This is a genomic window from Phytopseudomonas argentinensis, assembly GCF_900113905.1.
In the GTDB taxonomy this organism is placed as follows: domain Bacteria; phylum Pseudomonadota; class Gammaproteobacteria; order Pseudomonadales; family Pseudomonadaceae; genus Aquipseudomonas; species Aquipseudomonas argentinensis.
The window spans coordinates 568,797-581,808 of the sequence record NZ_FORC01000001.1 but is presented as its reverse complement, the minus strand read 5'-3'; the positions used below and the strand labels follow the sequence as shown (position 1 = coordinate 581,808).

The window sequence follows — 13,012 nt, the reverse complement described above, 5'->3', positions numbered from 1 at the left end:
TATGCGGCGTTGCCGTCAATGAACTGACGAGGGTTTGTCATGGCTGTCACGACAATCAATGGTTTCAACTCAGGGCTTAACATCAAGGAAATCGTCAAAGCCATGGTTGACGCTGAGAGAGCGCCGAAAACTGAACAGCTTTCCAAGCTGCAGTCGAAGACCATGGCGCAGATTTCCGGTTTGGGCTCCTTGAAGTCGGGCATCTCCAACCTGCAAGGCGTGATGAAGGATCTGAACAGCGCCAAGTTGTTCCAGGCGCGCACGGTGACCTCGTCGGAAGCTACCCAGGTTTCAGCAAAGGCTGATGCGACAGCAACGCCTGGCACCTACAAGATCGACGTCACGCATCTCGCCACCGCCAGTACCGTGGCGAGCGCCGCAGTCGAGAAGGATGCGAAGTTCGCTGCCGGTGGCAGCCTGACGATCAGTGTCGGTGACGAAGCGCTGAAGACGGTAACCTTGCCCTCGGGCAAAGACTTGTCGTTGTCCGAAGTAAGTTCGGCGATCAATGCCCAGCTTAAAGATCAGGGCATATCGGCCACCGTCGTGACCAATCCGAGCGATGGCAAGTCCCGGCTGATGCTGACCTCCAGCAAAACGGGCGCCGGCAACGACATCACCCTGTCCGCAAGTGGCGATCTCGCCAAGCTGGCCATACCCGCAAAAAGCGCCGACACCCCTTCGCCAGATGGCGTGCAGTACATTTCCAAAGCGACCAATGCGCAGTTGAGCATCAACGGCCTGAGTGTCGAGAGTGCCAGCAACACCGTGAGCGACGCGATCGAGGGCGTCACTCTGACCCTGACGGCCCCTACGACCACCAACTCCACTGTCAATGGCGAGACGGTTTCGACCAGCAAGCCCATCACGCTGACAGTCGCCGAGGATAAATCCGGCGTCAAAGCCAACGTCAAGAAGTTCGTCGAGGCATACAACAGCCTGATTTCGACGACCAGTTCGCTTACCCAGGTTACCAAGGTCGGTGAGGATGGAACCCCCATCGCCGCTGCGCTCGTTGGCGATGCCGGGGTTCGTCAGTTGTTGGGCAACATGCGTACCGAGCTGGGTAATCCCCAGGCCGGTGGCGACGGAGGTGTGCGTATCCTCGCCGACATGGGTATCACCACGGGCAAGGACGGCAAGCTCGTCATCGATGACGCCAAGCTGACCAAGACCCTGGACGAGAACTATGAGGCTGTCGCCGGCTTCTTCACCGGTGATGACGGCCTGATGAGCCGCCTGAGCAGCAAGCTGGAAATCTACACCCAGACCGGTGGCATCCTCGAGTCACGCATCAGCGGTTTGAACGGTACGATCAAGTCGGTCGACAAACAGAATGAAGCGCTCACCATGCGTATGGACAAGTTGCAAGCTCGCTTGTTGGCTCAGTTCAATGCCATGGACGGTCTATTGGGGCGGATGAATTCGACAAGCAATTCACTGGCTTCAGCGTTATCCAGCCTGCCGGGTGTGGTGCGCTCCTGATACACAGGTAGCGGCTAATCTTGCGCTTATCAAGCGCAGCGATTTCAACGGGCATATGGCTTGGTAAGTGGGCGTTCTCTACCGCCGCTTGGGCGTGCCGATCGAAATCGCGGCGGGCTGGTCGACCGCTTTCAGGCTGCAGCCCGACCTCGGCGTACCGCAATGCGCCGTCTTATGCAGGTGCGTGCTTTTACGCGGGCGCAGCACCGCAGCTCTGTCTCAGGTAGCGTGCTGTAGCTGTGAGCTGCGCGAACATGCGATCCCGTTATGCTCGTTTACCAGCGCCGCTGGTTGCCAGCAGGCGATGGCGATTCTGGCCAAGCACGCCAGGGCATGGCGATAAAGCTTGAATCACTGCTAAAGCTCAGGCCGAGCATGCCGATACACTGAGTATTCCCGCTTTACACTGGAGTACATCAGCATGAATGCCATGGCCGCTATGCGTCAGTATCAAAACGTCAACACCCAGGCCCAGGCTGCCGATGCGAGCCCGCATCGCCTGATTCAAATGCTGATGGAAGGTGGCCTGACTCGTCTGGCACAAGCGCGTGGTGCCATGGAGCGTGGGCAGTTTGCGCTCAAGGGTGAGTTGATCGGCAAGGCCATTGGTATCATCGGCGGGCTGCGTGAAGGCCTGAACTTTGAGCAGGGCGGTGAGTTGGCCCATAATCTCGATAATCTGTATGACTACATGAACCGTCGCTTGCTCGAAGCAAATCTGAAGAACAGCGTCGAACCACTCGATGAAGTTGCAGACTTATTGCGCAACGTGAAGACCGGCTGGGATGCCATCGCTTAGTGATTGGCGTGCTGAAAGGAGCTTTTCCATGAATACATCTGTTCAGCGTCTCCAGAATACCGGTACGGCCATGCGCCACGCCTTGTCCACACAAGACTGGGAAGCCATTGGCGAACTGGATCAGCAGTGCCGGCAGGCTGTCGAAGATGCCATGGTGGATGCTGCCGGCGATGACGGGGCGTTGCGTGAGCGCATGCAGGAGCTTCTGGATCTCTACAAGGATCTGGTAAGTGCCTGTCAGGCTGAGCGGCAGCGTTTGGCCAACGAGCTTTTGCAATTCAATCAGTCGCAACAGGGGGCAAAGGTCTATCAGCTGTTTGGCTGAGCGGCCTATCAGCCCTTTTGGCATGCTGGTCTGCCGTGTTGAATGGTGTTTCGCCGTTTTCCTGCGCCCTCGAGTTCTCGTAGGCCTGCCCCATGTGGGCTAGCCAACTTCTAGCAAATATTCACGCCATAAAATTGACTAAGCGCCAATAATTTACTTTACTGCTGGCCATATGCCGGCGCTCTGGCGATCGGTGGCTTTTTCTTTCTGGGCCGAACAATTATGTGGCGTGAAACCAAGCTTCTGCTGATCGATGACAACCTTGAACGACGCCGCGACCTGTCGGTAATCCTCGATTTCCTAGGGGAAGATCATCTCGCGTGTGGCAGCGGCGACTGGCGCAAGGTGGTCGAGCAGATCGATTCCAGCAGAAGCATCTTGGGTGTCCTGCTTGGCGAGGTACAGCTCAAGGGCGGCGCATTGGATCTGCTCAAGGAGTTTGCCGCCTGGGACGAGTACCTGCCGGTGCTGATGCTGCACGAACATGTCACCCATGAGTGGCCGGAAGAGTTCCGCCGTCGCGTGTTGGCAACCCTGGAAATGCCGCCCAGTTACAACAAGCTGCTCGACTCGCTGCATCGCGCCCAGGTCTACCGCGAGATGTATGATCAGGCCCGCGAGCGCGGCCGGCAGCGCGAGCCCAACCTGTTCCGCAGCCTGGTCGGCACCAGCCGCGCCATTCAGCAGGTTAGGCAGATGATGCAGCAGGTGGCCGATACCGAGGCCAGCGTGCTGATCCTCGGCGAGTCTGGCACTGGCAAGGAAGTGGTCGCGCGTAACCTGCATTACCATTCCAAGCGCCGTGAGGCGCCGTTCGTGCCGGTCAACTGCGGCGCGATTCCGGCCGAGTTGCTGGAAAGCGAGTTGTTCGGCCATGAGAAGGGCGCGTTTACTGGCGCCATCACCAGCCGGGCCGGGCGCTTCGAACTCGCCAATGGCGGTACGCTGTTTCTCGATGAGATCGGCGATATGCCGTTGCCGATGCAGGTCAAGCTGTTGCGTGTGTTGCAGGAGCGCACCTTCGAACGGGTAGGCAGCAACAAGACCCAGAACGCCGATGTGCGCATCATTGCAGCCACTCACAAGAATCTCGAAAGCATGATCGAAGGCGGCAGCTTCCGTGAGGATCTGTATTACCGGCTCAACGTGTTCCCCATCGAGATGGCGCCCCTGCGCGAGCGCATCGAAGACATCCCGCTGCTGATGAACGAACTGATTTCCCGCATGGAGCATGAGAAGCGCGGTTCCATCCGCTTCAACTCCGCCGCGATCATGTCGTTGTGCCGCCATGACTGGGCGGGCAACGTCCGTGAGCTGGCAAACCTGGTCGAGCGCATGGCGATCATGCATCCCTATGGTGTCATCGGCGTAGGTGAGCTGCCGAAGAAGTTTCGGCATGTCGACGACGAGGACGAGCAGCTTGCCGCCAGTCTGCGCGACGAGCTGGACGAGCGTGCCGTGCTCACATCGTCCTCGCCTTCGGCGCTGTCGCCGGCCATGCTGCCTGCCGAAGGCCTGGACCTGAAGGATTACCTGGGCAATCTGGAGCAGGGTCTGATCCAGCAGGCGTTGGACGACGCTGGCGGGATCGTGGCACGTGCCGCCGAGCGTTTGCGAATCCGGCGTACCACCCTGGTCGAGAAAATGCGCAAGTACGGCATGAGCCGCCGTGACGACGAGGCCGGCGAGGACTGAGCCGTGGCGTCAGCGGATGAGCGCAGCGTGGCGATATGTCCAGCGTCGCCGGGCTCGTGCAGGCAGTCGAGTAATTGACGGCGCCGCTTTTATTTAGACCCTATCTTTTTGAAAATAAAGCATTTTATTTTCAGGCATGAGTATTGCTACCTCCTTGGCAAATGACCGTCCGATGACGGCTCGCCACGCGAGAGAGTGCAATGAAACCAGCCCCACAACGCCAAGCCCCTCTGACTGCCCAGCCCCCGCTGCCGACGGCGCGTGGGGAGCTGGAGCAGTCGCTGGCCTTGTTCGAGCAGATATCGGGGCGCCTGGGCAGTTCATACAGCCTGCTGGAAAACCGCGTCAATGAACTGACTGGGCAACTGGCCCAGGTCAGCGAGCAGCGCGTGCAGGAGCTGAACGAAAAGGAGCGGCTGGCCCACCGCCTGCAGAGCCTCCTGGATTTGCTTCCCGGGGGCGTGGTGGTGATCGATGGCCATGGCGTGGTACGCGAAGCCAATCCGGTGGCCCGCGACATGCTGGGAGAGCCGCTGCTGGGCCGGCTCTGGCGCGACGTGATTGCGCAGCGCTTCGCACCCCGTCGTGACGATGGCCATGAGATTTCCCTGGCTGACGGCCGGCGGTTGTCGATTTCCACCCGCTCGCTGCAAGGCGAGCCGGGGCAGCTGGTCTTGCTGACCGACCTGACGGAAACCCGTCGCCTGCAGGATCAGCTGTCGCGGCACGAACGCCTCAGCGCCATGGGGCGCATGGTGGCATCGCTGGCGCATCAGATCCGTACCCCCTTGTCGGCCGCTCTGCTGTACGCCAGCCATCTGACCGAGCAGGTATTGCCTGCGCAGCAGCAGCAGCGCTTTGCAGGCCGCTTGAAGGAGCGGCTGCACGAACTCGAGCACCAGGTGCGCGACATGCTGGTATTCGCCCGCGGCGAGCTGCCGTTGTCGGATCGGCTCGCTCCGGCCCAGCTGTTCGAAGCGCTCAGGCACGCCGGGGACGCCGTTATGCCGGGTGTGAACGTGCGCTGGCAGTGCGACGCGCGCGGCGGCGCACTGCTGTGCAATCGCGATACGCTGGTGGGCGCCCTGATGAACCTGGTCGAGAATGCCAGTCAGGCAGCGGGGCAGGGGGCTCGGCTCAAGGTGCATGCCTATGTGCGTGGCGACACCTTGCGCCTGTGCATCAGTGACAACGGCCCCGGTATCGATACGCCGACCCTGGCGCGCCTGGGGGAGCCGTTCTTCACCACCAAAACCACCGGAACGGGCCTTGGGCTGGCGGTGGTCAAAGCCGTCGCCCGTGCCCACCAGGGGGAGCTGCAGCTGCGCTCGCGGCCAGGGCGTGGTACCTGCGCGATGTTGATTCTGCCGCTGATCACCCCAGCGCACCCCACGAGTAAGGAGTGACCCATGGCTGGCAAAGTCCTGCTGGTTGAAGACGACCGCGCGCTGCGCGAAGCCCTGGCCGACACGCTGGAACTCGGCGGCCACGATTATCGAGCCGTCGACTGCGCCGAAGCAGCGTTGCTGGCCATTGGCGAAGAGGCCTTCGGGCTGGTGATCAGTGATGTGAACATGCCGGGGATGGATGGGCATCAATTGCTTTGCGCCATCCGTGAGCGGCAGCCGCAATTGCCGGTGCTGTTGATGACCGCTTTTGGCGCCGTCGAGCGCGCCGTCGAGGCGATGCGCCGTGGTGCTGCCGATTATCTGGTCAAGCCCTTCGAGCCCAAGGTGCTGCTGGCACTGGTCGCCCGGCATGCCCTCGGCCATGCGGGCGGGCTGGAGCAGGACGGCCCGGTGGCACGCGAGCCGGCCAGCCTGCAGCTGCTGGAATTGGCTGCGCGGGTGGCGCGTAGTGATTCCACGGTGCTGATCACCGGCGAGTCCGGTACCGGCAAGGAAGTGCTGGCCCGTTATCTTCATCAGCAATCACCGCGCTCGAGCGGGCCCTTCGTGGCCATCAACTGCGCGGCGATTCCGGACAACATGCTCGAAGCCACGCTGTTCGGTCACGAGAAGGGCGCCTTCACGGGCGCCGTGGCCAGTGCCCCGGGCAAGTTCGAGCTGGCCGAGGGTGGCACCATTCTGCTCGATGAAATCTCCGAGATGCCACTCGCCCTGCAGGCCAAACTGTTGCGCGTACTGCAGGAGCGGGAGGTCGAAAGGGTTGGCGCGCGCAAGCCGATCCGTCTGGACATCCGCGTCCTGGCGACCAGTAACCGTGACCTGGCGGCCGAGGTCGCGGCGGGTCGCTTCCGGGAGGATCTGTTCTATCGCCTTTCGGTGTTCCCGCTGGCCTGGCGACCGTTACGTGAGCGCCCGGCGGATATCCTGCCCCTGGCCGAGCGGCTGCTGGCCAAGTACGTGAAGAAGATGAACCTGGCGCCGTTGCGGCTCTCCGTCCAGGCTGTCGCCTGCCTGACGGGGCATGCTTGGCCGGGCAACGTGCGTGAGCTGGACAATGCCATTCAGCGCGCGGTCATCCTTCAGCAAAACGGCGTTATCGAGCCCCATGACCTGTGCCTGACCGCGCCAATCGGTTTCGCGCAGCTGTCCCAAGCTCCCCAGGCGGTGGTACCAGGCGTGGCCATGCCTGCGGTGCCGGACGCCATCGTGGCGGATGGTGCGTTGGGCGAGGACCTGCGGCGCAGGGAGTATCAGGTGATCATCGATATCCTGCGCGCCGAGCGAGGTCGCCGCAAGGAGGCGGCCGAGCGCCTGGGCATCAGCCCGCGCACCTTGCGCTACAAGCTGGCGCAGATGCGTGATGCGGGGATGGATGTCGAGGCTTATCTCTACGCCAGCTGAGGCCGGGTAGCCTGGGTTGAGCGAAGCGATACCCGGGGCAAGCAGCGCTTCGCGGGCATGGCCCGCTCCCACAAGGCTGCTGAGTCCGTAGGATGGGTGAAACCCATCAAATGGCGGGTGTGGATTTCCCTCGGTACCACGGATTGCACGGGTTTCGACGGGCAATAAAAAACCCGGCCTATTGACCGGGTTTCTCGAATTTGGCTCCGCGACCTGGACTCGAACCAGGGACCCAATGATTAACAGTCATTTGCTCTACCGACTGAGCTATCGCGGAACAACGACGCGTATCCTACTGATTACGAAGGGGAAGTCAAGCATCTGCCGACTTCCCCTGGCAACTTACAGAACGGCGGCAATCGCCTTGGTCACCACCGGCAGGTTGCGGGTGTTCAGGGCCGCCACGCAGATGCGGCCGGTGCCCACCGCGTAGATGCCGAACTCGCTGCGCAGACGCTCGACCTGTTCGGTGGTCAGCCCCGAATAGGAGAACATGCCGCGTTGCTGCGCGACGAAGCCAAAGTCGCGCTTGGCGTTCAGGTCAGCCAGCTGCTCGACCATAGCCAGGCGCATGGTGCGGATGCGGTCACGCATTTCGCCCAGCTCGGTTTCCCACATCACCCGCAGCTCTGGGTTGTTCAGTACCGCGGCAACCACACTGGCGCCATGGGTCGGCGGGTTGGAGTAGTTGGTGCGGATCACTCGCTTGACCTGGGACAGCACACGGCTGCCTTCTTCCTGGTCGCCAACGACGATGCTCAGGGCACCGACGCGCTCGCCATACAGGGAGAACGACTTGGAGAACGAGCTGGAGACGAAGAAGGTCAGGCCAGATTGGGCGAACAAACGTACCGCCGCGGCGTCTTCTTCAATACCGTCGCCAAAACCCTGATAGGCGATGTCGAGGAAGGGTACATGCTCGCGTTCGCGCACGATTTCCAGTACCGCTTGCCAGTCTTCGGGCGTCAGGTCGACACCGGTCGGGTTGTGGCAGCAGGCATGCAGCACGACGATGGAGCGCGCCGGCAGGTTCTTCAGGTCTTCGAGCAGGCCGCCGCGGTTCACGCCGTTGCTGAAGGCGTCGTAGTAGCGGTAGTTGCGTACCGGGAAACCGGCGGCTTCGAACAGCGCGCGGTGGTTCTCCCAGCTCGGGTCGCTGATCGCCACGGTGGCGTCGGGGAGCAGGCGCTTGAGGAAGTCCGCGCCGGTCTTCAGGGCGCCGGTACCACCGATGGCCTGGGTGGTGATCACCCGGCCCTGCTGGATCAGCGGCGAGTCATTGCCCAGCAGCAGTGTCTGTACCGCCTTGTCATAGGCGGCGATGCCTTCGATCGGCAGGTAGCCGCGCGGGGCACGGGCGGCGGTCAGGGCGGCTTCCGCTTCGACCACGGCACGCAGCAAGGGAATGCGACCTTCTTCGTTGGTGTAGACACCCACGCCAAGGTTGACCTTGTCAGGGCGTTTGTCGGCGTTGAATGCTTCGTTGAGGCCCAGGATAGGATCGCGCGGAGCCATTTCGACGGCGGAGAACAGACTCATGGGGCGGCAGCTCTGTGGTGAGGTGAGTTTCGAGCAACCCGGCAACTGGATTAGGGGTTGCGCAAGCGGGCCGTTAGTATAGCGGCCCATATTCTGTGTCGCGACAGCGTACACCAGGTATGACGCACGCTTTCTTGCGGCGTCACAGCCTTTGCAGAGGTATTTATGTCCGAGTTCCAACTGGTCACCCGTTTCGAGCCTGCCGGCGACCAGCCCGAGGCGATCCGGCAGATGGTCGAGGGCCTGGAAGCCGGGCTTTCGCACCAGACGCTGCTCGGCGTGACGGGGTCCGGCAAAACCTTCAGCGTGGCCAACGTGATTGCCCAGGTACAGCGCCCGACCCTGGTGCTGGCACCGAACAAGACCCTGGCAGCACAGCTGTATGGCGAGTTCAGGTCGTTCTTCCCGAACAATGCGGTCGAGTACTTCGTTTCCTACTACGACTACTACCAGCCCGAGGCCTACGTGCCGTCATCGGACACCTTCATCGAGAAGGACGCCTCGATCAACGACCACATCGAGCAGATGCGCCTGTCGGCGACCAAGGCGCTGATCGAGCGCAAGGACGTCATCGTGGTCTGCACCGTGTCCTCGATCTACGGCCTGGGCAGCCCCGAGGAGTACCTGAAGATGGTGCTGCACCTCGATCGCGGCGACAAGATGGACCAGCGCGCCTTGCTGCGTCGCCTGGCCGAGCTGCAGTACACCCGCAACGACATGGACTTCGCGCGCGCGACCTTCCGGGTGCGCGGCGACGTGATCGATATCTTTCCGGCCGAATCGGACCTGGAAGCCATCCGCGTCGAGCTGTTCGATGACGAGGTGGAGAACATCAGCGCCTTCGATCCGTTGACCGGTGAGGTGCTGCAGCGCCTGCCGCGCTTCACCTTCTACCCCAAGACCCACTACGTGACGCCACGCGACACGCTGCTCGAGGCCATGGAGAAGATCAAGGTCGAGCTCAAGGAGCGTCTCGATTACCTGCGCGGCGCCAACAAGCTGGTCGAGGCGCAGCGCCTGGAGCAGCGTACCCGCTTCGACCTGGAGATGATTCTCGAACTGGGTTACTGCAACGGTATCGAAAACTACTCGCGCTATCTGTCCGGGCGCGACCCGGGGGCGCCGCCGCCCACGCTCTACGATTACCTGCCCGCCGAGGCGCTGCTGGTGATCGACGAGTCCCACGTCAGCGTGCCGCAGGTCGGCGCCATGTACAAAGGTGACCGCTCGCGCAAGGAAACCCTGGTCGAGTACGGTTTTCGCCTGCCCTCGGCCCTGGATAACCGCCCCATGCGCTTCGAGGAATGGGAGGCGGCGAGCCCGCAGACCATTTTCGTCTCCGCCACGCCAGGCCCGTACGAGGCTGAGCATGCCGGCCGGGTAATCGAACAGGTGGTGCGCCCAACCGGTCTGGTCGACCCCGAAGTCGAGATACGCCCGGCGCGTACCCAGGTCGATGACCTGCTATCGGAAATCAACAAGCGTGTCGCCCTCGAGCAGCGTGTGCTGGTCACCACCCTGACCAAGCGTATGGCCGAGGACTTGACCGACTACCTGGCCGATCATGGCGTCAAGGTGCGCTACCTGCACTCGGATATCGATACGGTCGAGCGGGTGGAGATCATTCGTGACCTGCGCATCGGCACCTTCGACGTGCTGGTCGGCATCAACCTGCTGCGTGAAGGCCTGGATATGCCCGAGGTCGCCCTGGTGGCGATTCTCGACGCCGACAAGGAAGGCTTCCTGCGCAGCGAGCGCTCGCTGATCCAGACCATCGGCCGGGCCGCCCGTAACCTCAATGGCCGGGCGATTCTCTACGCCGACAACATGACCGGCTCCATGGAGCGGGCCATTGGCGAGACCGAGCGGCGGCGGCAGAAGCAGTTGGCCTTCAACGAGGCCAACGGCATCGTGCCCAAGGGGGTAGTCAAGGACATCAAGGACATCCTCGAGGGTGCCGTGGTGCCGGGCGCGCGCAGCAAGAAGCGCAAGGGCATGGCCAAGGCGGCCGAAGACAATGCGCGCTACGAAGCCGAGCTGCGTTCACCGGCGGAGATCACCAAGCGCATCCGCCAGCTTGAGGAGAAGATGTATCAGCTGGCGCGGGATCTCGAGTTCGAGGCGGCCGCACAGATGCGCGATGAAATCCAGAAGCTGCGTGATCGGTTGCTGGCAGTATGAGCATGGCGGGGCATGGGCAGGTTTACCTGGCGGGCTTCGATGTATTCAGGCCGGACGCGATCGAGCAGGGCGAATACCTCAAGCGCCTGTGCCGCGAGCAGGGGCTGCAGGGGCTCTACCCGTTCGATAACGAGGTGACCGAGGAGTTGGCACCGACCGAGCGCGCGGCGCTGATCTGCCGGCTCAACCTGGCGATGATCCGCCGTGCGGATGCGGTGCTGGCCAACCTCAATCTGTTTCGTGGCTTGGAACCGGACTCTGGCACGGCATTCGAGGTCGGCGCCGCCGTGGCACTGGGCAAACCGGTGTGGGCCTATTTTCAGCCCGCTGGCAGCATGCGCCAGTGGCTGCCTGGCGACGAACACGGGCGCGATGCCGAGGGCTACTGCATCGAGGACTTCGGCCTGCCGCGCAACCTGATGCTGGCGTGCTCCTGGGCCGGCTGCAGCGCCAGCGCGGAAGAGGGCATCGTGGCGCTGAGCCGGTACCTGCGCCGATCCTAGGGCTTGGCGGCTCGCTGTAGCTCAACGGCAGCCGGTGCGCTGGAGCCAGCCGGGGCTGGCCTGTTAATATTCGTTCCCTTCGCTTTCTCGCGTCATCCATGGCACCTGCGCCGGTCGCTTATGCTGCCCGGGCGCGGGTCGGCCCATGCCATTTTCAGTCTTACTTGCTCGGGACTTTCCATGACCACCGTTCGCACTCGCATCGCCCCGTCGCCCACTGGCGATCCTCACGTCGGTACTGCCTACATCGCCCTGTTCAACCTGTGCTTTGCCAGGCAGCACGGCGGCGAGTTCATCCTGCGTATCGAGGACACCGACCAGGTGCGCTCGACCCGCGAGTCGGAGCAGCAGATCTACGACGCCCTGCGCTGGCTGGGCATCGAGTGGAACGAAGGCCCGGACGTCGGCGGCCCCTATGGCCCCTATCGGCAGAGCGAGCGCGGCGAGATCTACCGCAAGTACGCCCTGGAGCTGGTGGAGAAGGGCCATGCCTTCTACTGCTTCTGCACCCCGGAAGAACTCGACCAGATGCGTGCCGAGCAGATGGCCCGTGGCGAGACGCCGCGCTACGACGGTCGCGGCCTGCTGCTTTCCGAAGAGGAAGTGCAGCGCCGCCTGGCCGCCGGCGAGCCCCACGTGATCCGCATGAAGGTGCCGAGCGAGGGCGTCTGCGTGGTGCCGGACATGCTGCGCGGTGATGTCGAGATCCCGTGGGATCGCATGGACATGCAGGTGCTGATGAAGACCGATGGCCTGCCGACCTACTTCCTGGCCAACGTGGTCGACGACCACCTGATGAAGATCACCCATGTGCTGCGTGGTGAAGAATGGTTGCCCTCGGCGCCCAAGCTGATCCTGCTCTATGAGTACTTCGGCTGGGAGAAGCCGCAGCTGTGCTACATGCCGCTTCTGCGTAACCCAGACAAGAGCAAGCTGTCCAAGCGCAAGAACCCGACCTCGATCACCTTCTACGAGCGCATGGGCTTCCTGCCCCAGGCGATGCTCAACTACCTGGGCCGCATGGGCTGGTCGATGCCCGACGAGCGCGAGAAATTCACCCTCGAGGAGATGATCGAGCACTTCGACGTACAGCGCGTTTCCCTTGGCGGGCCGATCTTCGATCTGGAGAAGCTGTCCTGGCTCAACGGCCAGTGGATGCGCGACCTGAGCGTCGAGGAATTCGCCGCTGGCGTGCAGAAGTGGGCCTTCAACAGCGACTACCTGATGCAGATCGCGCCGCACGTGCAGGGCAGGGTGGAAACCTTCAGCCAGATCGCGCCCTTGGCCAGCTTCTTCTTCGCCGGTGGCGTGCAGCCGGACAAGGCGCTGTTCGCCCACAAGAAGCTGTCCGACGATCAGGTGCGTCAGCTCATGCAACTGATCCTCTGGAAGCTCGAAGCGCTGCGCCAGTGGGAGAAGGAGCGCATCACCGGGTGCATCCAGGCGGTGGTCGAGCACCTTGAGCTGAAGCTGCGCGATGCCATGCCGCTGATGTTCGCCGCCGTCACCGGTCAGGCCAGCTCGGTGTCGGTGCTCGACGCCATGGAGATTCTCGGCCCGGACCTTACCCGTTTCCGCCTGCGCCAGGCCATCGAGCTGCTCGGTGGCGTGTCGAAAAAGGAGAACAAGGAATGGGAAAAGCTGCTGGCCAGCATCGCCTGATCACCGGTGGTTT

At 62.4% G+C, this 13,012-nt stretch carries 10 protein-coding genes and 1 tRNA gene; 9 read left to right on the top strand and 2 right to left on the bottom strand.

Annotated elements, in window-relative coordinates; genetic code table 11:
- The first annotated feature begins 39 nt into the window (after positions 1-39).
- The 6 genes from fliD (at position 40) to BM154_RS02645 (ending at position 7,114) form a co-directional block, all read left to right on the top strand.
- Positions 40-1,485, top strand: coding sequence for a flagellar filament capping protein FliD (fliD, locus tag BM154_RS02670; RefSeq protein WP_074880663.1), 1,446 nt, complete (start codon positions 40-42; stop codon positions 1,483-1,485).
- A gap of 421 nt (positions 1,486-1,906) precedes the next feature.
- The gene (gene fliS / locus BM154_RS02665; RefSeq protein WP_074880660.1) at positions 1,907-2,284 is read left to right on the top strand and encodes a flagellar export chaperone FliS; all 378 of its coding nucleotides are present in this window, start codon (positions 1,907-1,909) and stop codon (positions 2,282-2,284) included.
- Between the two features lie 28 nt (positions 2,285-2,312).
- Entirely contained in the window at positions 2,313-2,609 is a 297-nt protein-coding gene (locus BM154_RS02660) for a flagellar protein FliT (protein WP_074880657.1), read from the top strand.
- Between the two features lie 222 nt (positions 2,610-2,831).
- A complete protein-coding gene (locus tag BM154_RS02655; protein WP_074880654.1) occupies positions 2,832-4,304 on the top strand; it encodes a sigma-54 dependent transcriptional regulator in 1,473 nt (490 codons plus the stop codon).
- A gap of 200 nt (positions 4,305-4,504) precedes the next feature.
- Positions 4,505-5,710: a sensor histidine kinase gene (locus BM154_RS02650; protein ID WP_074880652.1), complete on the top strand. Its 1,206-nt coding sequence runs from the start codon at positions 4,505-4,507 to the stop codon at positions 5,708-5,710.
- A 3-nt stretch (positions 5,711-5,713) separates the two neighbouring features.
- The gene (locus BM154_RS02645; protein WP_074880649.1) at positions 5,714-7,114 is read left to right on the top strand and encodes a sigma-54-dependent transcriptional regulator; all 1,401 of its coding nucleotides are present in this window, start codon (positions 5,714-5,716) and stop codon (positions 7,112-7,114) included.
- A 201-nt stretch (positions 7,115-7,315) separates the two neighbouring features.
- Here the strand turns inward: BM154_RS02645 and BM154_RS02640 are convergent.
- Together BM154_RS02640 and BM154_RS02635 are read right to left on the bottom strand one after the other, a co-directional pair.
- Positions 7,316-7,391, bottom strand: a tRNA-Asn gene (locus BM154_RS02640).
- 65 nt (positions 7,392-7,456) lie between these two features.
- Complete coding sequence (locus tag BM154_RS02635) at positions 7,457-8,653, bottom strand: amino acid aminotransferase (RefSeq protein WP_074880644.1); 1,197 nt, start codon at positions 8,651-8,653, stop codon at positions 7,457-7,459.
- 165 nt (positions 8,654-8,818) lie between these two features.
- Here BM154_RS02635 and uvrB point away from each other — a divergent pair, with 165 nt between their 5' ends.
- The 3 genes from uvrB to gltX all read left to right on the top strand — a co-directional run bounded on the left by uvrB (position 8,819) and on the right by gltX (position 12,999).
- Complete coding sequence (uvrB, locus tag BM154_RS02630; RefSeq protein ID WP_074880641.1) at positions 8,819-10,834, top strand: excinuclease ABC subunit UvrB; 2,016 nt, start codon at positions 8,819-8,821, stop codon at positions 10,832-10,834.
- A complete protein-coding gene (locus BM154_RS02625) occupies positions 10,831-11,337 on the top strand; it encodes a nucleoside 2-deoxyribosyltransferase (RefSeq protein ID WP_074880638.1) in 507 nt (168 codons plus the stop codon). The genes uvrB and BM154_RS02625 overlap by 4 nt, the downstream gene beginning before the upstream one ends.
- 180 nt (positions 11,338-11,517) lie before the next feature.
- The gene (gene gltX, locus BM154_RS02620; protein ID WP_074880635.1) at positions 11,518-12,999 is read left to right on the top strand and encodes a glutamate--tRNA ligase; all 1,482 of its coding nucleotides are present in this window, start codon (positions 11,518-11,520) and stop codon (positions 12,997-12,999) included.
- The last annotated feature ends 13 nt before the right edge of the window (positions 13,000-13,012 follow it).

Coding starts and splice junctions, on each gene's coding strand:
- uvrB (WP_074880641.1), top strand. CDS start 8,819: ATGTCCGAGTTCCAACTGGTCACCCGTTTCGAGCCTGCCGGCGACCAG.
- BM154_RS02655 (WP_074880654.1), top strand. CDS start 2,832: ATGTGGCGTGAAACCAAGCTTCTGCTGATCGATGACAACCTTGAACGA.
- gltX (WP_074880635.1), top strand. CDS start 11,518: ATGACCACCGTTCGCACTCGCATCGCCCCGTCGCCCACTGGCGATCCT.
- BM154_RS02625 (WP_074880638.1), top strand. CDS start 10,831: ATGAGCATGGCGGGGCATGGGCAGGTTTACCTGGCGGGCTTCGATGTA.
- BM154_RS02645 (WP_074880649.1), top strand. CDS start 5,714: ATGGCTGGCAAAGTCCTGCTGGTTGAAGACGACCGCGCGCTGCGCGAA.
- BM154_RS02660 (WP_074880657.1), top strand. CDS start 2,313: ATGAATACATCTGTTCAGCGTCTCCAGAATACCGGTACGGCCATGCGC.
- BM154_RS02635 (WP_074880644.1), bottom strand. CDS start 8,653: ATGAGTCTGTTCTCCGCCGTCGAAATGGCTCCGCGCGATCCTATCCTG.
- fliD (WP_074880663.1), top strand. CDS start 40: ATGGCTGTCACGACAATCAATGGTTTCAACTCAGGGCTTAACATCAAG.
- BM154_RS02650 (WP_074880652.1), top strand. CDS start 4,505: ATGAAACCAGCCCCACAACGCCAAGCCCCTCTGACTGCCCAGCCCCCG.
- fliS (WP_074880660.1), top strand. CDS start 1,907: ATGAATGCCATGGCCGCTATGCGTCAGTATCAAAACGTCAACACCCAG.